Annotated in this window: 22 protein-coding genes and 3 tRNA genes; 14 read left to right on the top strand and 11 right to left on the bottom strand. The window is 68.7% G+C overall.

The features are described from left to right. Nucleotides 1–33: 33 nt before the first annotated feature. Complete coding sequence (locus tag ACQ3HE_RS02550) at nucleotides 34–552, bottom strand: aminoacyl-tRNA deacylase (protein WP_086473805.1); 519 nt, start codon at nucleotides 550–552, stop codon at nucleotides 34–36. A 51-nt stretch (nucleotides 553–603) separates the two neighbouring features. Between ACQ3HE_RS02550 and dusB the strand changes: the two genes are divergently transcribed. The 5 genes from dusB (at nucleotide 604) to ACQ3HE_RS02525 (ending at nucleotide 6,118) form a co-directional block, all read left to right on the top strand. Beyond that, nucleotides 604–1,764, top strand: coding sequence for a tRNA dihydrouridine synthase DusB (gene dusB, locus ACQ3HE_RS02545; protein ID WP_191940959.1), 1,161 nt, complete (start codon nucleotides 604–606; stop codon nucleotides 1,762–1,764). Between the two features lie 25 nt (nucleotides 1,765–1,789). After that, nucleotides 1,790–3,037 (top strand): deoxyguanosinetriphosphate triphosphohydrolase, encoded by a 1,248-nt coding sequence (locus ACQ3HE_RS02540; protein ID WP_085511054.1) that lies wholly within the window; start codon nucleotides 1,790–1,792, stop codon nucleotides 3,035–3,037. An 88-nt stretch (nucleotides 3,038–3,125) separates the two neighbouring features. Then, a complete protein-coding gene (gene dnaG, locus ACQ3HE_RS02535) occupies nucleotides 3,126–5,000 on the top strand; it encodes a DNA primase (protein ID WP_430891214.1) in 1,875 nt (624 codons plus the stop codon). Between the two features lie 102 nt (nucleotides 5,001–5,102). After that, entirely contained in the window at nucleotides 5,103–5,951 is an 849-nt protein-coding gene (locus ACQ3HE_RS02530; RefSeq protein ID WP_071260793.1) for an ATP-binding cassette domain-containing protein, read from the top strand. Nucleotides 5,952–6,045: 94 nt separating this feature from the next. Further along, nucleotides 6,046–6,118 (top strand) — tRNA-Asn (locus tag ACQ3HE_RS02525). 159 nt (nucleotides 6,119–6,277) lie between these two features. Here ACQ3HE_RS02525 and def read toward each other — a convergent pair. Then, on the bottom strand, nucleotides 6,278–6,844 hold the full coding sequence (gene def, locus ACQ3HE_RS02520) for a peptide deformylase (protein ID WP_079705767.1): 567 nt from the start codon (nucleotides 6,842–6,844) through the stop codon (nucleotides 6,278–6,280). 70 nt (nucleotides 6,845–6,914) lie between these two features. Between def and ACQ3HE_RS02515 the strand changes: the two genes are divergently transcribed. From ACQ3HE_RS02515 to ACQ3HE_RS02505, 3 genes are all read left to right on the top strand, one after another. Further along, nucleotides 6,915–7,895 carry a DMT family transporter gene (locus tag ACQ3HE_RS02515; RefSeq protein WP_241160875.1) on the top strand — a complete coding sequence of 327 codons (981 nt, stop codon included), beginning with the start codon at nucleotides 6,915–6,917 and terminating at the stop codon, nucleotides 7,893–7,895. Nucleotides 7,896–8,018: 123 nt separating this feature from the next. After that, nucleotides 8,019–9,299, top strand: coding sequence for a glycosyltransferase (locus ACQ3HE_RS02510; protein WP_371413643.1), 1,281 nt, complete (start codon nucleotides 8,019–8,021; stop codon nucleotides 9,297–9,299). Between the two features lie 40 nt (nucleotides 9,300–9,339). Further along, a tRNA-Ile gene (locus ACQ3HE_RS02505) sits at nucleotides 9,340–9,414 on the top strand. Between the two features lie 119 nt (nucleotides 9,415–9,533). Here the strand turns inward: ACQ3HE_RS02505 and ACQ3HE_RS02500 are convergent. After that, a complete protein-coding gene (locus ACQ3HE_RS02500) occupies nucleotides 9,534–10,502 on the bottom strand; it encodes an ROK family protein (RefSeq protein ID WP_430891212.1) in 969 nt (322 codons plus the stop codon). Between the two features lie 150 nt (nucleotides 10,503–10,652). Between ACQ3HE_RS02500 and ACQ3HE_RS02495 the strand changes: the two genes are divergently transcribed. After that, nucleotides 10,653–11,156, top strand: coding sequence for a DUF3145 domain-containing protein (locus ACQ3HE_RS02495; RefSeq protein WP_064293650.1), 504 nt, complete (start codon nucleotides 10,653–10,655; stop codon nucleotides 11,154–11,156). A gap of 200 nt (nucleotides 11,157–11,356) precedes the next feature. Here the strand turns inward: ACQ3HE_RS02495 and ACQ3HE_RS02490 are convergent, their stop codons facing one another. The 6 genes from ACQ3HE_RS02490 to aceE form a co-directional block, all read right to left on the bottom strand. After that, nucleotides 11,357–12,595 carry a beta-ketoacyl-[acyl-carrier-protein] synthase family protein gene (locus tag ACQ3HE_RS02490; RefSeq protein WP_071260783.1) on the bottom strand — a complete coding sequence of 413 codons (1,239 nt, stop codon included), beginning with the start codon at nucleotides 12,593–12,595 and terminating at the stop codon, nucleotides 11,357–11,359. Between the two features lie 139 nt (nucleotides 12,596–12,734). Beyond that, nucleotides 12,735–12,983 carry an acyl carrier protein gene (locus ACQ3HE_RS02485; protein ID WP_056006457.1) on the bottom strand — a complete coding sequence of 83 codons (249 nt, stop codon included), beginning with the start codon at nucleotides 12,981–12,983 and terminating at the stop codon, nucleotides 12,735–12,737. Nucleotides 12,984–13,042: 59 nt separating this feature from the next. Next, the gene (locus ACQ3HE_RS02480) at nucleotides 13,043–14,047 is read right to left on the bottom strand and encodes a beta-ketoacyl-ACP synthase III (protein ID WP_079705772.1); all 1,005 of its coding nucleotides are present in this window, start codon (nucleotides 14,045–14,047) and stop codon (nucleotides 13,043–13,045) included. A 20-nt stretch (nucleotides 14,048–14,067) separates the two neighbouring features. Further along, nucleotides 14,068–14,991, bottom strand: a complete 924-nt coding sequence (locus ACQ3HE_RS02475) for an ACP S-malonyltransferase (RefSeq protein ID WP_430891211.1) — start codon at nucleotides 14,989–14,991, stop codon at nucleotides 14,068–14,070. Between the two features lie 112 nt (nucleotides 14,992–15,103). Then, entirely contained in the window at nucleotides 15,104–16,348 is a 1,245-nt protein-coding gene (locus ACQ3HE_RS02470; protein ID WP_208612327.1) for a PucR family transcriptional regulator, read from the bottom strand. Nucleotides 16,349–16,364: 16 nt separating this feature from the next. Further along, on the bottom strand, nucleotides 16,365–19,091 hold the full coding sequence (gene aceE, locus ACQ3HE_RS02465) for a pyruvate dehydrogenase (acetyl-transferring), homodimeric type (protein WP_085510736.1): 2,727 nt from the start codon (nucleotides 19,089–19,091) through the stop codon (nucleotides 16,365–16,367). Nucleotides 19,092–19,332: 241 nt separating this feature from the next. Between aceE and ACQ3HE_RS02460 the strand changes: the two genes are divergently transcribed. Beyond that, nucleotides 19,333–19,803 carry a peroxiredoxin gene (locus tag ACQ3HE_RS02460; protein ID WP_064293656.1) on the top strand — a complete coding sequence of 157 codons (471 nt, stop codon included), beginning with the start codon at nucleotides 19,333–19,335 and terminating at the stop codon, nucleotides 19,801–19,803. A 39-nt stretch (nucleotides 19,804–19,842) separates the two neighbouring features. Here the strand turns inward: ACQ3HE_RS02460 and ACQ3HE_RS02455 are convergent, their stop codons facing one another. Next, nucleotides 19,843–20,367: a dihydrofolate reductase gene (locus ACQ3HE_RS02455; protein WP_430891209.1), complete on the bottom strand. Its 525-nt coding sequence runs from the start codon at nucleotides 20,365–20,367 to the stop codon at nucleotides 19,843–19,845. Continuing rightward, nucleotides 20,364–21,173, bottom strand: a complete 810-nt coding sequence (locus tag ACQ3HE_RS02450) for a thymidylate synthase (protein WP_430891207.1) — start codon at nucleotides 21,171–21,173, stop codon at nucleotides 20,364–20,366. Before ACQ3HE_RS02450 ends, ACQ3HE_RS02455 begins: the two co-directional genes overlap by 4 nt. Before the next feature lie 154 nt (nucleotides 21,174–21,327). On the opposite strand from ACQ3HE_RS02450, the gene ACQ3HE_RS02445 reads away from it, so the two are divergent. The 4 genes from ACQ3HE_RS02445 to ACQ3HE_RS02430 all read left to right on the top strand — a co-directional run bounded on the left by ACQ3HE_RS02445 (nucleotide 21,328) and on the right by ACQ3HE_RS02430 (nucleotide 25,092). After that, nucleotides 21,328–21,400: transfer RNA gene (locus tag ACQ3HE_RS02445), tRNA-Val, on the top strand. A 219-nt stretch (nucleotides 21,401–21,619) separates the two neighbouring features. Then, on the top strand, nucleotides 21,620–22,612 hold the full coding sequence (gene iolC, locus ACQ3HE_RS02440; RefSeq protein WP_430891205.1) for a 5-dehydro-2-deoxygluconokinase: 993 nt from the start codon (nucleotides 21,620–21,622) through the stop codon (nucleotides 22,610–22,612). Beyond that, the gene (locus ACQ3HE_RS02435; RefSeq protein ID WP_430891203.1) at nucleotides 22,609–23,535 is read left to right on the top strand and encodes a class I fructose-bisphosphate aldolase; all 927 of its coding nucleotides are present in this window, start codon (nucleotides 22,609–22,611) and stop codon (nucleotides 23,533–23,535) included. Before iolC ends, ACQ3HE_RS02435 begins: the two co-directional genes overlap by 4 nt. Nucleotides 23,536–23,589: 54 nt before the next feature. Next, on the top strand, nucleotides 23,590–25,092 hold the full coding sequence (locus ACQ3HE_RS02430; RefSeq protein ID WP_430891201.1) for a CoA-acylating methylmalonate-semialdehyde dehydrogenase: 1,503 nt from the start codon (nucleotides 23,590–23,592) through the stop codon (nucleotides 25,090–25,092). Nucleotides 25,093–25,118: the final 26 nt, after the last annotated feature.

Below are 25,118 nucleotides of genomic sequence, written 5' to 3'. Positions count from 1 at the left end.
CGACAGTTGCCTCGTGCTCCCGCCGGAAACGGCTCAGGACTGAGGGTCCTCCGGCTCGGTGAGGTCCGCGGTGACGGCGCCGATGGCCGTGAGGTACTCCGCCGCGTCGACGAAGGCGCTCCACCCGTGCTCGCCGGCGCCGATCGAGATGCGCCCTCCGCGCTCGAGGATGCGCTCGTCCGCGTAGACGGGGAGTGGAGCGCTCGCACCGAGGACGGTGATGGTGCCGCGCTCGTAGCCGGTCGCCTGGAACGCGGTCGCCGCGTCCGGCATCGCGAGCTTGTTCACCCCGAGCAGCGTGCGGAACGGCGGCCAGGAGATCTTGCGGCCGCCCGGCACGAGGGCGAAGAGGTAGTCGCCGCTGCGACGCTTCACGACGATCGTCTTGACGATGTCCGCGGGCTCGATGCCGAGCAGCTCCGCCGCCTCGTGGAGACTGCGCGCGGGCGGTCGCTCGACCAGCTCCACGTCGAGACCGAGTGCGGCGGCCGCTGCTCGGACGCGCTCGCGGCCGGGCGGCTGGAGGTCGACGGGCGGGACGGCGTCTGACATGTGGTCCTCACTGGGCGCGGGAGCGCCGATCATCTGGGAGAATCGAGGGTGATGTCTCTTCCTACCACGCTCTCGCAGCGCCCGAGCCTCTCGATCGGGCCCATCGTGCTCGACTCGCCGGTCGTGCTCGCCCCTATGGCCGGGATCACCAACACGGCGTTCCGTCGACTGTGCCGCGAATACGGTGCCGGACTGTACGTCAGCGAGATGATCACCTCCCGCGCGCTCGTCGAACGCACGCCGGAGACCATGCGGCTCATCCAGCACCACGAGAGCGAGACGCTCCGCTCCATCCAGCTCTACGGCGTCGACCCGAAGACGGTCGCCGAGGCCGTCACCATGCTCGTCGCCGAGGATCGCGCCGACCACATCGACCTCAACTTCGGCTGCCCGGTGCCCAAGGTCACCCGCAAGGGCGGGGGAGCGGCGCTGCCCTGGAAGACCGGGCTCTTCCGCGACATCGTCGAGGGCGCGGTCCGTGCAGCCGGCGACGTCCCGCTCACGATCAAGATGCGCAAGGGCATCGACTCCGATCACCTCACCTACCTCGAGGCCGGTCGTATCGCCGAGGGCGCCGGTGTGGCGTCGATCGCGCTGCACGCCAGGACCGCCGCCGAGTTCTACTCCGGCCACGCGGACTGGTCGGCAATCACCAAGCTCAAGGAGACGGTCACCTCGGTGCCGGTCCTCGGGAACGGCGACATCTGGTCGGGCGAGGACGCCCTGAGGATGGTCGACGAGACGGGCTGCGACGGCGTCGTCGTGGGCCGCGGTTGCCTCGGTCGCCCCTGGCTCTTCGGCGACCTCAGCTCGGCGTTCGCCGGCGAGGGTGGCAAGGCGGAGCCGTCTCTCGGCGACGTCGCGGCCGCGTTCCGGCGTCACGCCGAGCTCCTGGCCGAGTTCTTCGAGAGCGAGGAGCGCGGCTGCCGCGACATCCGGAAGCACGTCGCCTGGTACTTCAAGGGCTACCCCGTCGGCGGTGACCTCCGCGCGAGTCTCGCGACGGTGGAGTCGCTCGACCAGCTCGATGACCTGCTCGCGACCCTCGACTGGACGGCCCCCTACCCGGGCGCCGCAGCGGAAGGGCAGCGCGGACGCGCCGGCACGCCGAAACGACCGGCACTTCCGTACGGCTGGCTCGACTCGCAGTCGCTGGGTGCCGACGAGCAGACCGAGATCGCGGGAGCGGAACTGGACCACAGTGGCGGATAGCATCATCGAGCAGGGGAGCGTCTCCATGGACCGGGACGGCTACACCCTGCACGACGAAGAACGCTGGATGCCCGAGCACCATTCGACGCGACGCTCCGACTTCGCGCGCGATCGTGCACGGCTGTTGCACTCCAGTGCCCTCCGGCGACTCGCCGCCAAGACCCAGGTGCTCAGCCCGACGAGCGGTGTCGACTTCGCCCGGAACCGGCTGACCCACTCCCTCGAGGTGGCGCAGGTCGGTCGCGAGCTGGCTGCCAGCCTGGACCTCGCTCCGGACGTCGTCGACACGGCGTGCCTGGCACACGACCTTGGTCACCCGCCGTTCGGGCACAACGGCGAACGAGCACTTAACGACTGGTCCGCCGCGATCGGCGGGTTCGAGGGCAACGCCCAGACCCTGCGGATCCTGACGCGCCTCGAATCCAAGGTCTTCGGCCCCGACGGCGAGCCGTACGGTCTGAACCTCACCCGCGCGAGCCTCGACGCCAGCTGCAAGTACCCGTGGCCGGCCGCCCAGTCGGTGCCGGATCCCGGTGGTCGCGCCAAGTTCGGGTTCTTCGACGAGGACTCCGCGGCCTTCCGCTGGTTGCGAGCCGGCGCTCCCGAGCGCGTCCGCTGCGTCGAGGCGCAGGTCATGGACCTCGCGGACGACATCGCGTACTCCGTGCACGACTTCGAGGACGCCGTCGTCGGGGAGTACATCGACCCGGCGTTCCTGAACGCGCGCGCAGGACACGACCGCCTCATCGACACCGCGCTGTCCTGGGCCGGCGACGACTTCACCCACGACGACCTCGCCGCCGCCTTCGACCGGCTGCAGTCCTCGCACACCTGGATCACCGCCTGGGACGGCTCCCGGCGCGACCTCGGTCGGCTCAAGAACTTCACGAGCCAGATGATCGGTCGGTTCGCCGGTGCGGCGACCGCGGCGACCCGGGAGGCCTTCCCGCAGGCCAGCCTCGTGCGGTTCGGGGCTGACGTCGTGGTGCCCCACGGCATCCAGGCCGAGATCGCCCTCCTCAAGGGGATCGTCGCCGCGTTCGTGATGTACAGCGACTCCCGCCAGCCGCTGTACGTCCGGCAGCGGGAGATCCTCATCGAACTGTCGGACGCGGTGTTCGCGCTCGGGGAGTCGGCCCTCGACGTCGGCTTCGCGGCGGACTGGCGGGCAGCCGGGTCCGATGCGGAACGCCGTCGCGTCGTCGTCGACCAGATCGCGAGCCTGACCGATCAGAGCGCCCTCTCCTGGCACGAACGGCACGTCGGCGCCTGACGCTCCTCCACACGGGAGCGGGCCTCCGACTCCGCTGCGCGGAGGCCCTCAGGGATGGACGATGGACGCACGAGACTAGGATCGAAGCATGGCCGGACGGATTCGACAGAGCGATGTTGAAGAGGTCAAGGCACGCACCAACATCGGCGACGTCGTCGGCGACTACGTCTCGCTGAAGTCCGCCGGCGTCGGCTCGCTGAAGGGCTTGTGCCCCTTCCACGACGAACGCAGCCCGAGCTTCCACGTGCGCCCCACGGTCGGGCTGTACCACTGCTTCGGCTGTGGCGAGAGCGGCGACGTCTACAGCTTCCTGCAGAAGATGGACCACGTGACGTTCGCGGAGTCGGTGGAACGTCTCGCGCAGCGCATCGGGTACCCGCTCAGCTACGAGGAGGGCGGCGGCAAGGTCGACCACGGCAACCGGGCCCGCCTCTTCGCCGCCAACCAGGCTGCCGCCGAGTACTTCCAGCAGCAGCTCCACGACGGCGACGCCGACCTCGGGCGGCGGTTCCTCGGCGAACGCGGCTTCGACGCCGCCGCTGCCGACCACTTCGGGATCGGGTTCGCGCCTGCCGGCTGGGACCACCTCATGAAGGCGCTGCGGTCTCGCGGATTCTCCGACGAGGAGATGCTCGCGGCCGGGCTCGTGTCGAGCGGCGACCGCGGGGTCTACGACCGGTTCCGCGGACGCCTCATCTGGCCCATCCGCGACACGACCGGGCAGGTGCTCGGTTTCGGCGCCCGGCGCCTCCGCGAAGACGACAAGGGGCCGAAGTACCTCAACACCCCCGAGACGGCGATCTACCACAAGGCGCAGGTCCTCTACGGCCTCGACCTCGCCAAACGCGACATCTCGCGCGGCAAGCGCGTCGTCGTCGTCGAGGGGTACACCGACGTGATGGCCTGCCACTTGGCGGGGGAGACCACCGCGGTGGCGACCTGCGGGACCTCGTTCGGGGTCGACCACATCAAGATGATCCGCCGCGTCATGGGCGACGACTCCGCCACCGGCGAGGTCATCTTCACGTTCGACCCTGATGAGGCCGGGCAGAAAGCCGCGACGCGTGCGTTCGGCGAGGAGAAGCGCTTCTCGGCCCAGACGTACGTCGCCGTGTCCTCCGACGGCCTCGACCCCTGCGACCTCCGCCTCAACCGTGGCGACGGCGCCATCCGGAAGCTCGTCGACGGCCGCGAGCCGATGTTCGAGTTCATCATCCGGCGGACGCTGGCGGGCTTCGACCTCGAGACGGTCGAGGGCCGCGTCGGCGCACTCCGCGCGGCCGCGCCGGTCGTCGCCGAGATCCGCGACCCCTCGCTCCGTCCCGGGTACACCCGGGTGCTCGCGAAGCAGCTCGGCATGGAACTCGACGAGGTGGCCCGCGCCGTGCGGGCCGCTGGCGGTGCCGCCGCAGGAGGCTCGCAGAACTCCGCCCGAGACGCCCGCCAGCAGGGCCCCGGCGCACCAGCTGCCGAGCCGCCGCGCGAGCGCCAGGCCTCGCTCAACGACCTGCCCCAGGATCCGTCGACGCGCCTCGAGCAAGACGCCCTCCGTGCGATCCTGCAGCTGCCCCAGCACCTCGAACGCCCCATGCTGGAGCGCGCGGTCCAGAGCTCGGTCGCCAACAGTTCCCTCGCCGTGGTACGCGACGCCATGAGTGTGAGCCTGGACCACCTCGGGACGAACGCCTGGCTGGAGACCGTCATCGCGCAGGTCCCACCCGGCTTCGACGGACTGGTCCGCGAGCTCGGGGTGTCACCACTCCCCGAGACGAACGAGGAGAAGCTGCCGAGCTACGTCCGGGACATCGCGCGGGCGCTGATCGACCGCGACCTCCTCGGTCGGAAGGCGGCGCTGCTCGGGTCGTTGCGTCGCACCGACCCCCGCGACGAGTCCCACCGGGAGATCACCCGGCAGCTCGCCGACGTCGAGGCGGAACGGCGGGCGCTCCGCGCCGAGGCCTGACGCGGTCCGCCTCCGCCGAGCGTGGCACGTGGCCCCGCCGGGATCGCCGGATACACTCGATGGCGATCCGGTGGCTCCCCGTGCACCGGAAGGAGAGGTCTCATGAAGCACCCAGAGCAGGACGGACCGGCGGTCCGGGCGAGTGATCTGAGCGTCGATTACGCCGCGCACGGCGTCAGTCCGAGCAACCGAGCCCTGGACGGCATCAGCTTCGAGCTGCCCGTCGGCGGCTCCCTCGGGGTCATTGGCAGCTCGGGCTCGGGGAAGAGCACGCTCCTGCGGGTGCTGTCCGGACGCCACCTGACCGGAGCGGACTCCCGTCCGTTCGTGTCCGGCGGCGACGCGAGCACGCTCGGTCGCTCCATGCGCAAGGTCGGCCGTAGGGAGCTCACGAAGCTCACGTTCGAGGTGTCCCTGCTCGAGCAGGAGGCCGGTGCGCACCTGAAGCCCGAGCTCACCGTCACGGAGCTCATCTCGGAACCGGTCCTCGCTCGCGACAAGAAGTTCAGCGAGCAGGCGCTCGGCGTCCGGGTCGCCACACTGCTGGACGCCGTGCAGATGCCGCTTTCCAGCCTCGACAAGTACCCCTACGAGCTGAGTGGTGGTCAGCGGCAGCGGATCGCCATCGCACGGGCCCTCGTCCTCGGCCCGAAGGTGTTCATCGCCGACGAACCGACGGCCGGCATCGACATCACCGTCCGGCACACGGTGACCGAGTTGCTCGACGGGTTCCGACGCGACGGCGGCACGGTCATCGTCGTGACACACGACCTCGCGATGCTCCGCGAGGTGACCGACGACGTCCTGGCGCTCCACCAGTCACGGGTCGTGGGCTATGGCCCGATCGACGCGATGCTCGCCGATCCGCCGCACGAGTTCCTCGCGGCACTCGCCCAGTCGGGCGGCACCGAGACCCAGTACGAGACGCCCGAGGCCGTCGGCATCGATTGATCGCGTGTCGATTTGGAGTCTGCGAATCCTTTGCTACAGTAGATACGCGCTGCAACGCAGAGGCCGGATTCGTCCGGCCGGTCGAAGCACGTATTCCTCGATAGCTCAATTGGCAGAGCAATCGACTGTTAATCGATAGGTTGTTGGTTCGAGTCCAACTCGAGGAGCTATATAGAATCCCTCGGTCCATCAGGACCGGGGGATTCGTCGTTGGCGGCCGGTTTCACGAAACCGCCAGGGACGCCGTAGACTAGGTAACGAGGCCCGAAGACTCCACTCTTCGGGCCTCGTTGCATGTCCGGACACCCTGCGTCCGTCGAGGTGGTTCAGCCCTCGAGGTCGTCGCGACCCGGGAGCCAGGAGATCCCGGGCACGCCCCAGCCCGCCTTGCGGATCGCCTTCGCCGCTCGGCGCGAGTGCGGCAGTTCGAGGCGGTCCACGTAGAGCACGCCGTTGAGGTGGTCGAACTCGTGCTGCAGGATGCGTGCGCGCCAGCCGACGACCCGCAGCTCGACCGGGGCGCCCTCGAGGTCGGTCCCGATGAGCATGGCCGCTTCCGCTCGACGGAGCGGGTGCCGCTCGCCGGGGACGGAGAGGCAGCCCTCCGACTCATCCTCCTCGTCGAGCTCGCCCACCGGCGGGGGACTGATCCACAGCACCGGGTTGATCGCGACGCCGCGCCATGGCTGGCCGTCGTCGTCCTCGTAGCTGTAGACGAAGAGGCGGAGCGGCACGCCGACCTGCGGAGCCGCGAGCCCGACGCCGGGAGCCAGATCCATGGTCTCGTACATGTCGGCGACGAGTCGTCGGAGGTCGTCGTCCACGGTGGCGACCGGCCGGGCGACGGAGTGGAGCACCGGGTCACCGGTCACGTGGATCTCGAGAATTGCCATTGCTCGAGCCTATCCGCTGGGCTCGGCCTGGCGTGCCGGGATCGGCGGGGCCGCGGGGTACCCTCGACGGGTGATCCCCTCCGCCATCGACATCGCCGACCTCGCGGACGACTTCACCCGCAACCCCTCGCAGCTCCTCGGCATCCCGTTCGCACTCCTCGGCGCCGTCTTCCTCTCGCTCGGCGCGCAGCTGCAGCACCGGGGTGTGGCGAAGGTCGAGTCGTCGAGCGGCACCGACGCGACCTCGGGGCTCAACGTCGCCCAGCTGCTGGCCTTGCTCAGTCGGCCCTCCTGGGTGACCGGAACCGTCATGCTCGGGCTCGCGATCGTGCTCCAGCTCGGCAGCCTGTCCCTCGCACCGATCACCCTCGTCCAGCCGCTGGGCGCGGTCGCGCTCGTCATCACGGCGGTGGTGAACAGCAGGATCAGCGGCGTCCGGTTGAACCGTCGATCGGTCGTCGCGATCGTCGCCTGCGTCGGCGGCGTCGGCCTGTTCGTGACGATCGCCGCGGTCTTCACGGGCGAGCACCGGATCACCGAGGCCGAACTCGTCACGATCCTGGTGATGCTCGGTGTCGTGCTCGTCGTGTTCGGGCTCGGCTTCATGGTGTTCCGGTCACGCTTTACGGCCATCTTCTACATCGTCGGGACCGGGGTGCTCTACGGCTTCGTCGCGACGCTCGCCAAGGTCATCATCGGACGGCTGCAGCAGGGCGAGTTCGACTGGCTCACGGTCCTCTGCGGGCTCGGCCTCGTCGCCGCGAGTGCGCTCGGCGGCTACTTCGTGCAGACCGCCTACTCCTCTGGGCCTCCCGACCTGGTCATCGCGGGCCTCACCGTCATCGATCCGATGATCGCGGTCGGCATCGGCATCATCGTGCTGGGGGAGGCGAGCAACGCACCGTTCTGGGCTGGCTTCGGCTTCGTCGTGGCCGGCGCGATCGCCGTGTGGGGAGTCTTCCAGCTCGCCCGCCACCACCCGCAGGTGAGCCAGACGCCGGCGGCCGCAGCAGCCGCGAAGGCCCTCGCGACCGGCGACGCGCCCGCCTGAGCCCTGGAGCCCGAACGGGCTGCAGGTATGCTTGAGCATGGCGTTCCGCGCCGCATCAGGGTCGTGAGCGACCGCCCGCACCCCCTCACATCACTGGCCAAGCACAGAGGAATCACCGATACCTTGACTTCTCCCGACGACCAGCACCTCGCGAAGGCGTCCAGCACGACGCCGAGCGCCGACACCCACAAGCCGCTGCGGGTGGTGATCGGTGCCGACACCTTCTCGCCCGACGTGAACGGCGCCGCACGCTTCGCCGAACGCCTCGCAGCCGGACTCGTCCGCCGAGGCCACGACGTCCACATCGTGGCGCCCGCGGGCTCGCGCAAGTTCGGCACGTGGAAGGAGACCCACGAGGGTCAGACGATGACGGCGCACCGCCTCTTCAGCCTCCGGTGGTACCCGCACGACTGGCTGCGCTTCGCGATGCCGTGGTCGATGCGACGGAACGCCCGGAAGATCCTCGACCGCGTGAAGCCCGACGTCGTGCACCTGCAGTCGCACATCGTGGTGGGCCGTGGTCTCTCGATCGAGGCCGAGCGACGCGGTATCCGCATGGTGGCGACGAACCACATCATGCCCGACAACATCCTCGACTTCACCGTCATCCCCAAGCGCACCCAGGAGTGGCTCGTCCGGACGCAGTGGGCTGCCGCCCGTCGCGTCTTCGATCGTGCCTTCGCCGTGACGACCCCGACGCGCAAGGCCGCCGACTTCCTGGAGCAGTTCACGGGCCTGACCGGTGTGCACGCGATCTCCTGCGGGATCGAGGCCGGACAGTACACGCCGTCGTTCGAACCGCGGAAGCGCAACACCATCCTCTTCGTGGGTCGCATCACGAGCGAGAAGCAGATCGACGTGCTCCTGCGCGCGCTCACGAAACTCCCGAAGGAACTCGACGCACACGTCGACGTCATCGGTGGCGGCGACCAGGCGAAGAACCTCGAGCAGCTGACCCAGCAGCTCGGCATCGGTGACCGCGTCCGGTTCCTCGGCAAGGTGTCCGATGACGAGGTGAAGCAGGCTTACACGAACGCCACCGTCTTCGCGATGCCGTCCATCGCCGAGCTGCAGAGCATCGCGACGATGGAGGCCATGGCCTCCGGTCTCCCGGTGGTCGCGGCCGACGCCATGGCTCTGCCCCACCTCGTGCACGATCAGGTCAACGGGTATCTGTTCGAGCCGGGCAACGTCGACGCCCTGGCCGAGCGGCTCGCGACGGTACTCAGCGCCTCGCCCGAGGAGTACCGCCGGATGCAGGACGCCTCGTTGGAGCTCGTCTCCGCACATGACATCGAGCGCACGCTCGACACCTTCGAAGCGCTCTACCGCGGCGAGCAGGTCGTCGACCCGACGACCGAGCGTCACACGGCGACCGCAGACCGCCAGGAATCCCGCGACTGACTCCCGCCCGGCGGGCCACTCGGTACACTGGGTTCCGCACGGGGCGGTAGCCAAGCTGGTGAAGGCATTCGGCTCATAACCGAACGATGCGTGGGTTCAAGTCCCACCCGCCCTACCGATATCCGGCCCTGAGCCTTGGTTCCGGTCCTGAGCTTGTCGAAGGGCGCCCTTCGACAAGCTCAGGAACCGGGATGGGGCGGCTCAGGGACCGGTGCGGGGTTGCTCAGGGGCCTGTCAGTCCGCGAGGACGAGGGCAGCAGCGCCGATGAGCGGCCCGTCGGCGTCGAGCCCGGCGGGGACCACGCGCAGCTCACGGGCGTAGGCGTGCAGCGCAGCCGCAGTCGCAGCCTCCTGGACGAGGTCGAGGTAGTCGGGGGAGACCCGCGAGAAGCCGCCTCCGATCGCGACGCGTTCCAGGTCGAGCAGGGTCGTGATGGTGCACAGGGCCTCGCCGACCGCCTCGGCGGAACGTCGGACGGCGCGGATCGCGATCTCCGTTCCGGCTGCGTAGTCGGCCCCGAGTTGTTCGCCCGTCGTGCCGGTCCATCCCTGGGCGCGCGCCCAGGCGACCGTCGCGGTGCCTGACGCGATGCCCTCCAAGGTCCAGGGTGTGCCGACAGCATCCGGTTCGCGTCGGCGGAGTTGCATCTGTCCGAGGTGGCCGGCGTTGCCCGAGGTACCCGGGACGAGTCGGGATCCGAGAATGATCCCGCCACCGATCCCGGTCGAGACGACGATGCCCATGCTGTTCTCGGTTCCGCGGAGCGCGCCCTGCCAGTGCTCGGCCAGGGCGATGCAGGTGCCGTCGAGACGGAGTTCCACCGGACCGGACGTGAAGCGCCGGAGCTCAGCCACGACGGGGAAGTCGGCGAGTCGGGGGAGGTTGATCGGCGAGACGGTGCCGTCGGCACTGCCGATGGGGCCCGCCGAACCGATTCCGACACCGGACACCGGCCCGCCATGGGCCGCGACGCTCTGTTCGGCGGTCTGGAGGATCGACGCCACGAGCTCCTCGCGGGTGGCCGCGGCGCCCGTCGGACCGCGGAACCGGGTGCCAGGCCGGATCCGCCCCTCGGCGTCGACGATGGCCGTTTCGACCTTCGTGCCGCCGATGTCGATCGCGAGGGCCTCGTGCATCACCGCTCCATCCTGGAGGGCCGTCAGTCCGGGCCGGCTCCCGATCCAGCGTACTGGGAACGACACGGTTGTCATTCCTCCAGGTCATGGGGCATAATGCTCGTATCGGCGCGAGTCGAACAACTGCATACACGGAGGTCCGGTCAGCCGGACACCGACACGGATCACACTGCATGGGTCGTTGGGGAAGACGCACCCGGACGCAGTGGAGGAATCATGTCGACACCGATGACGAAGGGTGTGCTGTTCGTGCACTCGTCGCCTCGCGCGCTCTGCCCGCACCTCGAATGGGCGGCAGGTCGCGCTCTTGGTCGTGCCATCAGTTTCGACTGGGAAGATCAGCCGATCCTCCGCGGTGCGCAGCGCGCCGAGGTCTTCTGGGAAGGCCCGCACGGCACCGGAGCCGCACTCGCCTCAGCCCTGCGCGGCTGGGAGCACCTCCGCTACGAGGTGAGTGAAGACCCGGCCCAGGGCGTCGACGGTGCCCGATGGATGCACACGCCCGACCTCGGGATCTTCTACGCACAGACCGACAGCATCGGCAACGTGGTCGTCCCGGAGGATCGCATCCGGTACGCCATGGAGGTCGGCGCCGGGAACGCCGCCGAACTCCAGCGAGAACTCCGCGTCGCGCTCGGACAGCCGTGGGACGACGAACTCGAGCCGTTCCGTCACGCCGGCGACGGGTCCTCCGTCATCTGGCTGCACAACGTGGGCTGATCCGGCCCCGCCGGCGCGGCGGCACCGCGCACGCGAGACAACTTCACAGACGACAGGGTGCCCACGTGGCGTGGACCGTGCGAGGTCGGTGACACTCCCGGCAGACACGAGGTGACGAAACGGCGGCACCCTGGTCAGGAGAACGACGACGGGTCGTGGTGCATGCACCACGACCCGTCGTCGTCTCCGTCGCGGACGGCTCAGTAGCTCCGGAACGCGACGACCGCGTTGTGGCCGCCGAACCCGAACGAGTTGCTGATGGCGAGCAGGTCGCCGGACCCGAGCTCACGCGGCGTCGTGACGACGTCGAGCGGGATCTCCGGGTCCTGGTTGTCGAGGTTGATGGTCGGCGGGATGACCCGGTGGTGCAGGGCGAGCGCTGTGTAGGCCGCTTCGATGGCACCCGCGCCGCCGAGGAGGTGACCGGTCGACGCCTTCGTGGCCGTCACGGCGATGTCGTCGAGGTGGGCACCGAAGACCCGGCGCAGCGCGTTGTACTCCGCGATGTCGCCGACGGGCGTGCTCGTGGCGTGTGCGTTGACGTGAACGACGTCGTCGAGTGACGCGCCACCGTTCTCGACGGCTGCACGCATGGCGCGGGCCGCAGCCGAACCCTCGGGGTCGGGAGCGGTGATGTGGTACGCGTCGCTCGTCACCGCACCACCGAGGAGCTCGGCGTAGATGCGGGCGCCACGGGCCTTGGCGTGCTCCTCGGTCTCGACGATGAGCGCTGCCGCGCCTTCACCGAGGACGAATCCGTCGCGGTCGACGTCGTAGGGACGCGAGGCGATGGCGGGGTCGTCGTTGCGCTTGGACAACGCCTGCATCGCCGCGAAGGACGCGAGCGGGAGCGGGTGGATGGCGGCTTCGGAGCCACCGGCCACGACGATGTCGGCGAGGCCGGCCTGGAGGTGGTCGTAGGCGTTGGCGAGCGACTCGGTGCTTGACGCACAAGCGGAGACGACGGTGCGCTCTCCGCCTCGGGCACCGAGGTCCATGCCGATCGCCGCTGCCGGGCCGTTCGGCATGAGCATCGGGACGGTCATGGGGAGGACGCGGCGGGGGCCCTTCTCGCGCAGGGTGTCCCAGGCGTCGAGGAGCGTCCACACGCCGCCGATGCCGGTGGCCCAGTCGACGAGGAGTCGCTCCGGGTCGACCTCGGGGGCGCCGGCGTCCTGCCAGGCCTCGCGCGCGGCGATCAGGGCGAACTGGCTCGACGGGTCGAGGCGCTTGACCTCACGACGGTCGAGGATGTCCGCGGTGGGGACGGCGGCCTGCGCGGCGAAGCGTACGGGCAGCTCGAGCTCTTCGGCCCATGGCTGCTCGAGACGGCTCGCACCGCTCTTGCCGGCGAGGAGGTTGTCCCAGGAGTCGGTGGCGTTGCCGCCGAGGGGAGTGGTGGCACCGATGCCGGTGATGACGATGCGTTTGGTGGTCATTCAGTCAAACCTTCTGTGGAGACGACGAGGGGGTCCGAGCCCTGCGGCGGTCGAGCCCGTGTCCGGACGGACGAGCCGCCTCGAACGCTGAAGGGCCGGTCGGCCAACTGCCGGCCGACCCTTCAGCACTGCGCTGGGACTAGCCCTGAGCCTTGACGATGAAGTCGACGGCGTCGCCGACGGTCTTCAGGTTCTTGACTTCTTCGTCCGGGATCTTCACGTCGAACTTCTCCTCCGCGTTGACGACGATGGTCATCATGGAGATCGAGTCGATGTCGAGGTCGTCGGTGAACGACTTGTCCAGCTCGACGGTGTCGGTCGCGATGCCGGTCTCGTCGTTGATCAGCTCGGCCAGGCCGGCGAGGACTTCTTCGGTGGACAGTGCCATTGTTCTACTCCTTGGGTGAGGTTTGACCGTAGTCGAGTGTAGTCGCGTCGGGCGTCCTGCTACGGCAGGACGACGACCTGAGCGCCGAAGACCAGTCCGGCACCGAACCCGATCTGCAGGGCGAGGCCGCCGCTGAGCTCGGGGTGCCCCTGGAGGAGCCGGTGGGTTGCGAGCGGGATGGATGCCGCCGAGGTGTTGCCGGTGGTCTCGATGTCGCGCGCGATGACGACGGTCTCCGGCAGCTTGAGCTGCTTGGCGAACTCGTCGACGATGCGCATGTTCGCCTGGTGGGGGATGAAGGCCGCGAGGTCGGAAGCTTCGACGCCCGCTTCCTCCAGGGCCTGCTTGGCGACCTTGGCCATCTCCCAGACCGCCCACCGGAAGACCGTCTGGCCCTCCTGGCGCAGGGTCGGCCAGGCGGCGGTGCCGTCGCGGAACTCGGTGAGCGTGCCGCTCATGCCGACGGCGTCGGCCTTCGAGCCGTCGGATCCCCACACGGTGGGGGAGATGCCGGGGAAGTCGCTCGGACCGACGACGGCCGCGCCTGCACCGTCGCCGAGGAGGAATGAGATCGACCGGTCGGTCGGGTCGACGATGTCGGACAGCTTCTCGGCGCCGATGACGAGTGCGTAGTGGGCCGCGCCCGATCGGATGAGGGCATCGGCCTGGGCGATCGCGTAGGCGTATCCGGCACATGCGGCGTTGAGGTCGTAGGCGGCAGCGGGGTTCGCTCCGACGCGGTCGGCCACGACGGCCGCCATCGACGGGGACTGCTGGACGTTGCTGATCGTCGCGATGAGGACGAGGTCGACCTGTTCGGGCGAGATGCCCGCGGCCGCGATGGCCTCGGCGCCGGCTTCGGCTGCGAGGTCGACGGCGCTGACGTCGGCCGACGCCCGCGTGCGGGTGACGATTCCGGTGCGCTGCTGGATCCACTCGTCGGACGAGTTGATCGGACCGACGAGGTCGTCGTTCGGGACGCTGAGGTCTCCGCGAGCTGCGCCGAGGCCGAGGATGCGGGTGAACTCGGGACCGCGCGACTGCTTGAGGGTGGGGGTGGTCATTGACTGGTTCTCCGTCTGCGCTACTGCTGGGCGATGAGGTCGAGGGCTGCCGGCAGGTCGTCGGGGGTCTTGATGGCGACCGTCGGCACGCCCTTCAGACCGCGACGTGCGAGTCCGGTGAGCGCCCCGGCGGGGGCGAGCTCGATGAGTCCGGTGATCCCTGCGGCGCTGAACGCGTCCATGCACAGGTCCCAGCGTACCGGGGAGGCGACCTGACCGATGAGGAGGTCGAAGAACGCCGTACCCGAGGTGACCTCGGTGCCGTCGTGGTTCGTCCAGATGCGGAGCGTCGGGTCCAGGGGCTCGACCGTGCGGCTCGCCCCGGCCAGCCAGTCGCGGGCCGACTGCATGTAGCTCGTGTGGAAGGCGCCTGCGACCTGCAGCGGGATCACCCGCGTGCCCTTGAGCGGCTCGTCGGCGAGGCGGGCGAGGGCGTCATGCGCGCCGGCGACGACGATCTGGCCGCCGCCGTTGTAGTTGGCGGGCTCCAGCCCGAAGGAACGGACGTGCGCGACGACGGCCTCCTGGTCGCCTCCGAGGACGGCACTCATACCCGTCGGGGTGGTGGCTGCGGCTTCGGCCATTGCCACGGCGCGTTCGCTCACGAAGCTCATCGCGTCGCTGTCCGAGAGGATGCCGGCGCCGTAGGCCGCGGTGATCTCGCCGACAGAGTGTCCGGCGATGCCGCCGAACGGCGCGGCGTCGGCGGGGAGGGCCTTCCGCAGGGCGTCCAAGGCGACGAGGCCGGCCGCGACGATGAGCGGCTGGGCCACCGCCGTGTCGCGGATGGTGTCGGCGTCGGAGACGGTGCCGTGCTTGACGAGGTCGAGTCCGGCTTCGTCGGAGAAGCGCGCGAGCGCGTCCTTCGCGGAGGCGTCCTGCAACCAGGGGTCGAGGAAGCCGGGGGTTTGGGAGCCCTGTCCAGGGCAGGCGATGACGATCACCGCTCTAGTCTGCCAACCGGAGGACGCCCAGTAGTGGAGCAACACCACGAACCTTTGGAAAATGTGTTGTGTGGAGTCCACAAAACCGACCGGTCGGACGGCCCTGCGAGCGTCAGGAGGTCAGCCGACGTCGGGACGGCTCGGGCTCAGCGATGGCACCGAGGATGAGGGCCGCCTGCAGGATGAGCGACTCGCGGGCACCGGTCGCGTCCCAGCCGATGACCTCGGAGACCCGCTTGAGGCGGTACCGGACCGTGTTGGGGTGCACGAACAGCTCGCGCGCCGTCGCTTCGAGCGAGCGGCCGTTGTCGAGGTAGCACCAGAGCGTCGTCACGAGCTCGCCGGAGTAGTCCTTGAGCGGGCGGTAGACCCGCTCGATGAGCGTGGTCTTCGCGAGGTTGTCGCCGGCGAGGGCGCGCTCCGGAAGGAGGTCGTCCGCGGCGACCGGACGTGGCGCGTGGCGCCAGGACTTCGCCACGGCGAAGCCGGCAAGGGCTGCCTTCGCGCTGCGCGACGCCTCGATGAGGGAGGGCACGGCGTGACCGAGCACCAGGTGCCCCGGCCCGAAGCCGTGCTCGAGCTTGGCGGCGATGTCGAGGAAGGTGAGTTGTGAGCTGGCGCGGGCGTCTGCGGCGGCCTGTTCGGCCTCGTCGACGGGCTCGCCGTCTCCGGGCTCGGTGCTGGGTAGCTCGGCGCGCCCCAGGACGAGCACGAGCCGGTTGCCCTGGACGCCGATGAGCACGTCGGCGTCGAGGTGTCGGGCGGTCCGGCGGAGCATGTCGACATCGAGCACCCGTGGGGTCGTCCCGACCAGGACGCAGGCCTCACCGTGCCCGTGCCACCCGAGGGCGGCGATCCGGCTGGGCAGCTCGTCGTCGGCCTCGCCACTGAGGATCGAGTCGACGACGAGGGCCTCGAGGCGGGCGTCCCAGAGTCCGCGGGCTTCGGCCGCACGGGCGTACACGTCGGCCGAGGCGAACGCGATGTCGCGTGAGTAGAGGAGGATCGCCTCGCGGAGGTCGACGCTCCCGGACGCGACGCGTTCCTCGACGACCTCGACGGTGACCTTGATGAGTTGCAGCGTCTGCTGCAGGCTGACGGAACGGAGCAGCTCGCGAGGAGCCGCCCCGAACACGTCGGCGGCGATCCACGGCGTCGACCGGGGATCGTCGAACCACGAGATGAACGAACTGATGCCCGCCTGGGCCACCAGGCCGACCGCTGAGCGGCGGCCTGGTGGCATCTCGGCGTACCAGGGAAGGGTGTCCTCGAGGCGTTTGAGCGTCGCGGTCGCGAGCTCACCCGAGATCCGGCGGAGCCAGTCGAGTGTCTCGGCCTTCGTCTTCGTCTTCGTCACCGTGGTAGCGATGGAATCAGCTCTCGCCACCCGCGTTACCGGTGTTGCCGGCGTTCACGTCGTGGAGGCGGTAGCGGTCGATCGCCTGCTGCGGGAGGCTCGCATCGACCTCACCCCGAGCAGCGAGCTGCTGGAGGGTGCGGACGACGAGCGACGGGCCGTCGATCTTGAAGAAGCGACGGGCAGCGGCGCGTGTGTCGGAGAAGCCGAAGTCGTCGGCCCCCAGCGTCGCGAAGTCGCCAGGCACGAACTGCCGGATCTGGTCCGGCACGGCGTGCATGTGGTCGGTCACGGCGACGAACGGGCCTGCGGCACCGCTCAGCTTCTCCGTGACGTAGGGCACACGACGCTCCTCCTGCGGGTGCAGGAAGTTGTGCTGGTCGGCGGCGAGCCCGTCGCGACGGAGCTCGGTCCAGCTCGTGACGCTCCAGACGTCTGCGGAGACGCCCCAGTCGTCGGCGAGCAGCTGCTGCGCCTCGATCGCCCACGGGACCGCAACACCGGAGGCCATGAGCTGAGCCTTCGGGCCCTGCTTGTCGCTCGTGCTGATGCGGTGGATACCGCGCACGATGCCGTCGACGTCCACGCCCTCGGGCTCGACGGGCATGACCATCGGCTCGTTGTACACCGTGAGGTAGTACATGACGTTCGGGTCCTCGTGCTCGCCGCCGTACATGCGCTGGATACCGCTGCGCACGATGTGCGCGATCTCGTAGCCGTAGGCCGGGTCGTAGCTGACGACCGCGGGGTTCGACGACGAGAGCAGCAGCGAGTGGCCGTCGGCGTGCTGGAGGCCCTCACCCGTGAGCGTCGTGCGACCGGCGGTCGCGCCGATCATGAAGCCACGGGTCATCTGGTCGCCGGCAGCCCAGATGGCGTCGGCGGTGCGCTGGAAGCCGAACATCGAGTAGAAGACGTAGACCGGGATGAGCGGCTCGCCCTGCACCGAGTACGAGGTTCCGATCGCGGAGAAGGCCGCGACGGCGCCCGCCTCGTTGATGCCCACGTGCACGATCTGACCCTGCGGGCTCTCCTTGTAGGCGAGCAGCAGTTCGCGGTCCACCGAGGTGTAGTGCTGACCGTTCGGGTTGTAGATCTTCGCGCTCGGGAAGAACGCGTCCATACCGAAGGTGCGGGCCTCGTCGGGGATGATCGGGACGATCCGGTTGCCGAAGTCCTTGGCGCGGAGGAGGTCCTTCAGCAGCCGGACGAACGCCATGGTGGTGGCGATCTCCTGCGTGCCGGAGCCCTTCTTCGCTGCCGCGTACGCGGAGTCGTCGGGCAGGTTCAGCTGCGTGTACTTGCTGCGACGCTCGGGGACGTAGCCGCCGAGTGCGCGGCGACGTTCGTGCAGGTACTGGATCGCCTCGTCGTCCTCGCCCGGGTGGTAGTACGGCGGGAGGTAGGGGTTCTCTTCGAGCTGCGAGTCGGTGATCGGGATGCGCATCGTGTCCCTGAAGGTCTTCAGGTTGTCGAGCGTCATCTTCTTCATCTGGTGGGTCGCGTTGCGGCCCTCGAAGCTCGGGCCGAGGCCGTAGCCCTTGATGGTGTGCGCGAGGATGACCGTCGGCTGGCCCTTGTGCTCGCTGGCCGCCTTGAACGCCGCGTAGACCTTGCGGTAGTCGTGGCCGCCGCGCTTGAGGTTCCAGACCTCGTCGTCGGTGTAGCCCTCGACGAGCTTCAGGGCACGCTCGTCGCGGCCGAAGAAGTTCTCGCGGACGTAGGCGCCGTCTTCCGTCTTGTACGTCTGGAAGTCGCCGTCGGGCGTGACGTTCATGAGGTTGAGGAGCGCGCCGTCGGTGTCGCGGTTGAGGAGGTCGTCCCACTCGCGGCCCCAGATGACCTTGATGACGTTCCAGCCGGCGCCGCGGAAGAAGCTCTCGAGCTCCTGGATGATCTTGCCGTTGCCGCGGACGGGGCCGTCGAGGCGCTGCAGGTTGCAGTTGATCACGAAGTTGAGGTTGTCGAGGCCCTCGTTCGCGGCGACCTGGAGCTGACCGCGGCTCTCGACCTCGTCCATCTCGCCGTCGCCGAGGAACGCCCAGACCTGCTGGTCGCTGGCGTCCTTGATGCCACGGTTCGTGACGTACTTGGCGAGGTGCGCCTGGTAGATCGCGTTGATCGGGCCGAGACCCATCGACACCGTCGGGAACTGCCAGAAGTCCGGCATGAGGCGCGGGTGGGGGTACGAGGAGAGCCCGTGCGGCGCGTGCGACTTCTCCTGGCGGAAGCCGTCGAGCTGGTCGGTGCTGAGGCGGCCCTCGAGGAAGGCGCGGGCGTAGGTGCCGGGGGAGGCGTGGCCCTGGATGTAGATCTGGTCGCCACCGCCCGGCGCGTCCTGGCCGCGGAAGAAGTGGTTGAAGCCGACCTCGTAGAGCGCGGCCGACGACGCGTAGGTGGAGATGTGTCCGCCGACACCGATGCCGGGGCGCTGCGCGCGGTGCACGGTCATGGCCGCGTTCCAGCGGATCCAGGCGCGGTAGCGGCGTTCGATGTCCTCGTCGCCCGGGAAGTCGGGCTCGTTCTCCGAGGCGATGGTGTTGATGTAGTCGGTGGTCGGCACCATCGGCACGCCGAGGTGCAGCTCCTTCGAGCGCTTGAGGAGGCTCAGCATGATGTCGCGGCCGCGACCGCGGCCACGTTCGTCGACGAGGGCGTCGAGGGACTCATTCCACTCGGACGTCTCCTCAGGATCGGCGTCTACGTGGTTGGACGAGTATGGATCCTGGTCGTGAACAGTCACCGTCGACCTTTCTCTCGTGGCAGATCGTGCCTGGGTTGTGATGGTGAACTCCATGCGTCCTGATGGGTATGGACGCGGGCGCCACCTTTCACCCTATCCGGTCACCCCAGGGAACGGTGACCGAGCGGCGCACCCCTCCGGGTTTGTGCAGCTGCGGTGCGGGGTTAGGATGTGTGACCGGATCGGACCCGTCCACCGCTCGGGCGATCCGGAGCAGGCGAACCCGCCTGAAAGGACCCTCATGGCACTCGAGAACGACACCCTGGCACCCGACTTCGAACTGGCGAACCAGTTCGGTGAACTCGTCAGGTTGAGTCAGTTCCGCGGCAGTTCGGCTGTCGCCCTCGTCTTCTTCCCGCTCGCGTTCTCCGGCACCTGCACGGGGGAGCTGTGCGAGCTGCGCGACAACCTCAGCCTGTTCACGGACGACCAGGTCACGCTCGTCGGCATCTCCGTCGACTCCAAGCACACGCTGCGCGCGTGGGCGGAGCAGGAGCAGTACGGCTTCCAGCTGCTCGCCGACTTCTGGCCGCACGGCCAGGTCGCCAAGGAGTACGGGGTGTTCCTGCAGGAGAAGGGGTTCGCGAACCGTGCGACCTTCCTCATCGACCAGCAGGGCATCATCCGGGAGAGTTTCATCACGGCACCGGGCGAAGCTCGCTCGCTCGCGGCCTACCGCGCCGCGCTCGAAGAGCTGCGTCAGCCGGCCTGAGCCGTGTCTCACGCCGCCTGATCCGGATCGCCCGGTGTCTCAGCCGGTGATCGTGACCTCGGGTGCGCGCTCGTAGCGGATGAACCGGTACGGGACGCCCGTGCGTGACTCCGACCAGCCGTGTGCCGGGTCGATCGTGACCGGCACCCACTCCTCGCTGATGGTCGGCGCGAAGGTGTCGCCCGCGACGTCGAGGTCGAGTTCGGTCACCTCGAGCCGGTCGGCGAGCGCGAGCGCTTCGGTGAAGAGACCCGCGCCGCCGGTGACCCAGGCCTGACCGTTGCCGGCGAGCTGCGCCGCTTCGAATGCGTCCTCCAGGGAGTGCGCGACGATCGCGCCGTCGGCGGACCACGCGTGATCGCGGGTCACGACGATGTTCGGGCGTCCTGGGAGCGGACGGAACCGTGGGGGGAGTGAATCCCAGGTACGGCGCCCCATGATCACCGCGTCGGATCCGGTGAGCGCTTTGAAGTGCGCGAGGTCTTCGGGGACGTGCCAGGGCATGTCGCCGTCGGCGCCGATGACGCCGTCGTGGGCCTGGGCCCAGATGAGTGCCAGGCTCATACGGCGACGGCCGCGCGGATGGCGGGGTGGTGCTGGTAGTCGACGATCTCGAGGTCGTCGTACTCCACGTCGAAGATGCTGTCGCGCTTCGTATTGATGCGCAGCTTCGGGTAGGGGAACGGTGCGCGCGTGAGCTGCTCCGTCACCTGCTCGACGTGGTTGTCGTAGATGTGGCAGTCGCCGCCCGTCCACACGAAGTCGCCGACCTCGAGGCCGACCTGCTCGGCGACGAGGTGGGTGAGGAGCGCGTAGCTGGCGATGTTGAAGGGGACGCCGAGGAAGAGGTCTGCGCTGCGTTGGTAGAGCTGGCAGGAGAGCTTGCCGTCGGCGACGTAGAACTGGAAGAAGGCGTGGCACGGGGCGAGCGCCATGTTGGGGATGTCGGCGACGTTCCAGGCGGAGACGATGATGCGGCGCGAGTTCGGATCGGTGCGCAGCTGGTCGATGACCTGCGAGATCTGGTCGATGTGCGAGCCGTCGGGGGTCGGCCAGGACCGCCACTGCACACCGTACACAGGACCGAGTTCGCCGTGGTCGTCGGCCCATTCGTCCCAGATGGAGACGCCGTGCTCCTGGAGCCACCGGACGTTGCCGTCGCCGCGGAGGAACCAGAGGAGTTCGTAGGCGATGGACTTCCAGTGCACCCGCTTGGTGGTGATGAGCGGGAAGCCCTGGGAGAGGTCGAAGCGGAGCTGGCGGCCGAACACACTGCGCGTGCCGGTTCCGGTGCGGTCGCCTTTGGTGGCGCCGTGCTCGAGCGTGTCGCGCAGGAGGTCTTCGTACGGGGTGGTGATCGTCGTATCCATCCCCTCGATCGTACGGCCAGCGACCGTCACCGCGCCCGACCGATCGTCCGGTGTCGCGATGGATGCTCGCGGACCAGGGTTGTGGAGCGTTCCGGCTCTGACGGCGACTCCGGCTAGACTCGACGAGTCGCATCGGATGGTTCCATCCGATCGCGGGCCTTTAGCTCAGCTGGTAGAGCGCCACGTTTACACCGTGGATGTCGTCGGTTCGATCCCGGCAGGGCCCACCGGACAAGAAGCCCCGAGATCATGCGGATCTTGGGGCTTCTTCGTATCCACGGCCCGCCGGCAGGGCTTGGCTCCCCCTGTCGGCCGGTTTCCATGGCGTCCCCGCGGTTTGACGGGCGTGTGATCAAGATCTTTGGGTCATGTTCATTTGTTAAGACATTCTGTGTATGCTGGTTCTGGCCGCATCGAACAGCTCACAGAAAGTTGTACAGAGACGTATGACCGCTCCATCAGCCATCACGTACGACGTCGTCACCATGGGACGCGTCGGCGTCGACATCTACCCGTTGCAGGACGGCATCGGCCTCGAGGACGTCGACACCTTCGGCAAGTACCTCGGGGGGAGCGCCGCCAACGTCGCTGTCGCCGCCGCCCAGCACGGGCACCCGACGGCGCTCATCAGCAGGACGGGTGACGACCCCTTCGGTCGATACGTCCACCGCGAACTCGGACGCCTCGGCGTCGCTGACGAGTTCGTCGGTTGGGAGACGGACTTGCAGACACCGGTCACCTTCTGTGAGATCTTCCCGCCGGACGACTTCCCGTTGTACTTCTACCGGAAGCCGAAGGCGCCTGATCTGACGATCACGTCGAAGTCCCTCGACCTCGACGCGATCTACCGCGCCAAGGTGTTCTGGGCGACGGTGACGGGGCTCAGCGAGGAACCGAGCCGCTCGGCCCACTTCACCGCGTGGGAAGCCCGCGCCCGCCGGCCGCTGACGATCCTCGACCTCGACTACCGTCCGATGTTCTGGAACTCGGCCGAGCAGGCTTCCACCCAGGTCGGGCGAGCGCTCGAACACGTCACGGTCGCGGTCGGCAACCGCGAGGAATGCGAGGTGGCTGTCGGCGAGACGGAGCCCCACCGCGCTGCAGACGCATTGCTGGAACGCGGCGTCGAACTCGCCATCGTCAAACAGGGTCCGAAGGGGGTCCTCGCCAAGACGCGCGACGCGACCGTCGAGGTCCCGCCGTACTTCGTGGACGTCGTGAACGGACTCGGCGCGGGGGACAGCTTCGGTGGCGCCCTCTGCCACGGACTCATCGAAGGGTGGGGTCTCGAGAAGATCCTGCGGTTCGCCAATATCGCCGGAGCGATCGTCGCGTCGCGGCGTGAGTGCTCGACGGCCATGCCGAACTCCGCCGAGGTGCTCGAGATCCTCGACACCATCAGCGCCGTCGGTGCAGCAGACCTCGGAGGTGCCCGATGACCATCGTGAACAACGCCAGGACATCGCGGTTCCTCCGCGAAAATGAATTCGAGCGCCTGCGCGAGGTCCGCGCATCCGACCCGGCCGCCATCGCCCGCGCCCATGCCGGCCGACGTCGGCGCGAGCTCATCCGCGGTGACGGCCGACTCTTCATCGTCGCTGCCGACCACCCGGCTCGCGGAGCCCTCGGTGTGCGCGACGAGTCGATGGCCATGGCCGACCGGTACGAGCTCCTGGACCGCCTTGCGCTCGCGCTCTCGCGTCCTGGTGTCGACGGCGTGCTGGGCACCCCGGACATCAGCGACGACCTCGCCCTCCTCGGTCTGCTCGACGACAAGGTCGTGGTCGGATCGATGAACCGGGGTGGGCTGCGCGGCGCCGCGTTCGAGATGGACGACCGGTTCACCGGCTACGACATTCCCGGGATCGTCCGAGACGGTCTCGACTTCGCCAAGACACTCCTCCGAGTGAACCTCGGCGATGCCGGATCGGTCGCGACCATTGAAGCGAACGCCCGTGCCGTCGATCAGGCGGTCGAAGCTCGCGTGCCGATCATGCTCGAACCGTTCATGAGCGAGTGGCGCGAGGGACGGATCGTCAACGACCTCTCAGTCGAGGCGGTCATCACCTCGATCGCCATCGCGTCCGGTCTCGGATCGAGTTCGGCGTACACCTGGATGAAACTGCCGGTCGTCGAGGACATGGAACGCGTCATGGCTGCCACCTCGATGCCGACACTCCTGCTCGGTGGCGAGCCGAACGGCCATCAGGACGACGTCTACTCGTCCTGGGAACGAGCCCTCGAATTGCCCGGTGTCCGCGGGCTGGTCGTCGGACGCACCTTGATCTACCCCGCCGACGGCGACGTCTCCGCTGCAGTCGACACCGCGGCGGGGCTCGTCCACGCCGACCTCCCCTCCTGAGCCTCCCGATCCGCCGCGATCGCTGATCCTCCACAGATTGGAACCACCCGCATCATGAGCACTGACTCCCTCCCCGTCGTCCCGCACTGGATCGACGGCGCTGAAGCCCCCTCCACCTCCGGTCGGACCGCCCCGGTCTACGACCCCGCACTCGGTGTCCCGACGAAGCACGTCGCGCTCGCGAACCAGGACGAGATCGCAGCAGCTGTCGCATCGGCTGCGAAGGCGTTCCCTGCCTGGCGTGACTTGTCGCTCGCGAAGCGTCAGCAGATCGTCTTCAAGTTCCGGGAACTCCTGGAGGCGAAGAAGGGCGAGCTGGCGGAGATCATCACCGAAGAGCACGGCAAGGTCGTCTCCGACGCGCTGGGCGAGATCACCCGCGGGCAGGAGGTCGTGGAGTTCGCGACCGGCCTCGCCCACCACCTCAAGGGCGAGTTCTCCGAGCAGGTCTCCACCGGCGTCGACGTGTACTCCACGAAGCAGCCCCTCGGGGTCGTGGGCATCATCTCGCCGTTCAACTTCCCCGCGATGGTGCCGATGTGGTTCTTCCCGATCGCGATCGCGGCCGGGAACACGGTCGTGCTGAAGCCGAGCGAGAAGGACCCGTCCGCGGCGATCTGGCTCGCGAAGCTGTGGAAGGAAGCCGGGCTCCCCGACGGCGTGTTCACGGTGCTGAACGGTGACAAGGAGGCCGTCGACGGGCTCCTCACCCACCCCGACGTCCGCGCGATCTCCTTCGTGGGTTCCACCCCGATCGCGAAGTACGTGTACGAGACCGGCACCGCACACGGCAAGCGCGTCCAGGCGCTCGGCGGGGCGAAGAACCACATGCTCGTACTGCCCGACGCCGACCTCGACCTCGTCGCCGACTCCGCCATCAACGCCGGTTTCGGTTCCGCCGGGGAGCGGTGCATGGCGATCTCGGTCGTCGTCGCTGTGGAGCCCGTCGCGGACGAGCTCATCGCCAAGATCGCCGAACGTGCGGCGACCCTGCGGATCGGTGACGGACGCCGGAACTGCGACATGGGGCCGCTGGTGACGAAGGTGCACCGCGACAAGGTCGCGTCCTACCTCGACATCGCCGAAGCCGACGGCGCCACGATCGTCGTCGACGGCCGCAACACGCCCATCGACGGCGACCCGAACGGGTTCTGGCTCGGCCCGACCCTGATCGACAACGTCCCGACGACGTCGAAGGTGTACACGGAGGAGATCTTCGGACCCGTCCTCGCCGTCGTCCGCGTCGCCTCCTACGAAGAGGGTGTCGCGCTCATCAACGGTGGTGCGTTCGGGAACGGGACCGCGATCTTCACCAACGACGGCGGTGCAGCACGGCGGTTCCAGAACGAGATCCAGGTCGGCATGATCGGCATCAACGTGCCCATCCCCGTGCCGGTCGCGACGTTCTCCTTCGGCGGGTGGAAGGACTCCCTGTTCGGCGACACCAAAGCCCACGGCGCAGAGGGCGTTCGGTTCTTCACCCAGCAGAAGGCCATCACCTCCCGCTGGCTCGACCCCTCCCACGGCGGCATCAACCTCGGCTTCCCCCAGAACTGAGGCTCCCGGACGGCCCTTCGGCAGGC

Origin of the sequence: Plantibacter auratus, assembly GCF_050587365.1 — a bacterium.
In the GTDB taxonomy this organism is placed as follows: Bacteria; Actinomycetota; Actinomycetes; order Actinomycetales; family Microbacteriaceae; genus Plantibacter; species Plantibacter auratus.
This window is presented reverse-complemented; position numbering and strand designations above follow the sequence as displayed.

What these genes read in the sequence shown, in the direction of transcription:
- ACQ3HE_RS02550 (WP_086473805.1), bottom strand. Translation starts at nt 552, where the DNA reads ATGTCAGACGCCGTCCCGCCCGTCGACCTCCAGCCGCCCGGCCGCGAG.
- dusB (WP_191940959.1), top strand. Translation starts at nt 604, where the DNA reads ATGTCTCTTCCTACCACGCTCTCGCAGCGCCCGAGCCTCTCGATCGGG.
- ACQ3HE_RS02540 (WP_085511054.1), top strand. Translation starts at nt 1,790, where the DNA reads ATGGACCGGGACGGCTACACCCTGCACGACGAAGAACGCTGGATGCCC.
- dnaG (WP_430891214.1), top strand. Translation starts at nt 3,126, where the DNA reads ATGGCCGGACGGATTCGACAGAGCGATGTTGAAGAGGTCAAGGCACGC.
- ACQ3HE_RS02530 (WP_071260793.1), top strand. Translation starts at nt 5,103, where the DNA reads ATGAAGCACCCAGAGCAGGACGGACCGGCGGTCCGGGCGAGTGATCTG.
- def (WP_079705767.1), bottom strand. Translation starts at nt 6,844, where the DNA reads ATGGCAATTCTCGAGATCCACGTGACCGGTGACCCGGTGCTCCACTCC.
- ACQ3HE_RS02495 (WP_064293650.1), top strand. Translation starts at nt 10,653, where the DNA reads ATGTCGACACCGATGACGAAGGGTGTGCTGTTCGTGCACTCGTCGCCT.
- ACQ3HE_RS02490 (WP_071260783.1), bottom strand. Translation starts at nt 12,595, where the DNA reads ATGACCACCAAACGCATCGTCATCACCGGCATCGGTGCCACCACTCCC.
- ACQ3HE_RS02485 (WP_056006457.1), bottom strand. Translation starts at nt 12,983, where the DNA reads ATGGCACTGTCCACCGAAGAAGTCCTCGCCGGCCTGGCCGAGCTGATC.
- ACQ3HE_RS02480 (WP_079705772.1), bottom strand. Translation starts at nt 14,047, where the DNA reads ATGACCACCCCCACCCTCAAGCAGTCGCGCGGTCCCGAGTTCACCCGC.
- ACQ3HE_RS02460 (WP_064293656.1), top strand. Translation starts at nt 19,333, where the DNA reads ATGGCACTCGAGAACGACACCCTGGCACCCGACTTCGAACTGGCGAAC.
- ACQ3HE_RS02455 (WP_430891209.1), bottom strand. Translation starts at nt 20,367, where the DNA reads ATGAGCCTGGCACTCATCTGGGCCCAGGCCCACGACGGCGTCATCGGC.
- ACQ3HE_RS02450 (WP_430891207.1), bottom strand. Translation starts at nt 21,173, where the DNA reads ATGGATACGACGATCACCACCCCGTACGAAGACCTCCTGCGCGACACG.
- iolC (WP_430891205.1), top strand. Translation starts at nt 21,620, where the DNA reads ATGACCGCTCCATCAGCCATCACGTACGACGTCGTCACCATGGGACGC.
- ACQ3HE_RS02435 (WP_430891203.1), top strand. Translation starts at nt 22,609, where the DNA reads ATGACCATCGTGAACAACGCCAGGACATCGCGGTTCCTCCGCGAAAAT.
- ACQ3HE_RS02430 (WP_430891201.1), top strand. Translation starts at nt 23,590, where the DNA reads ATGAGCACTGACTCCCTCCCCGTCGTCCCGCACTGGATCGACGGCGCT.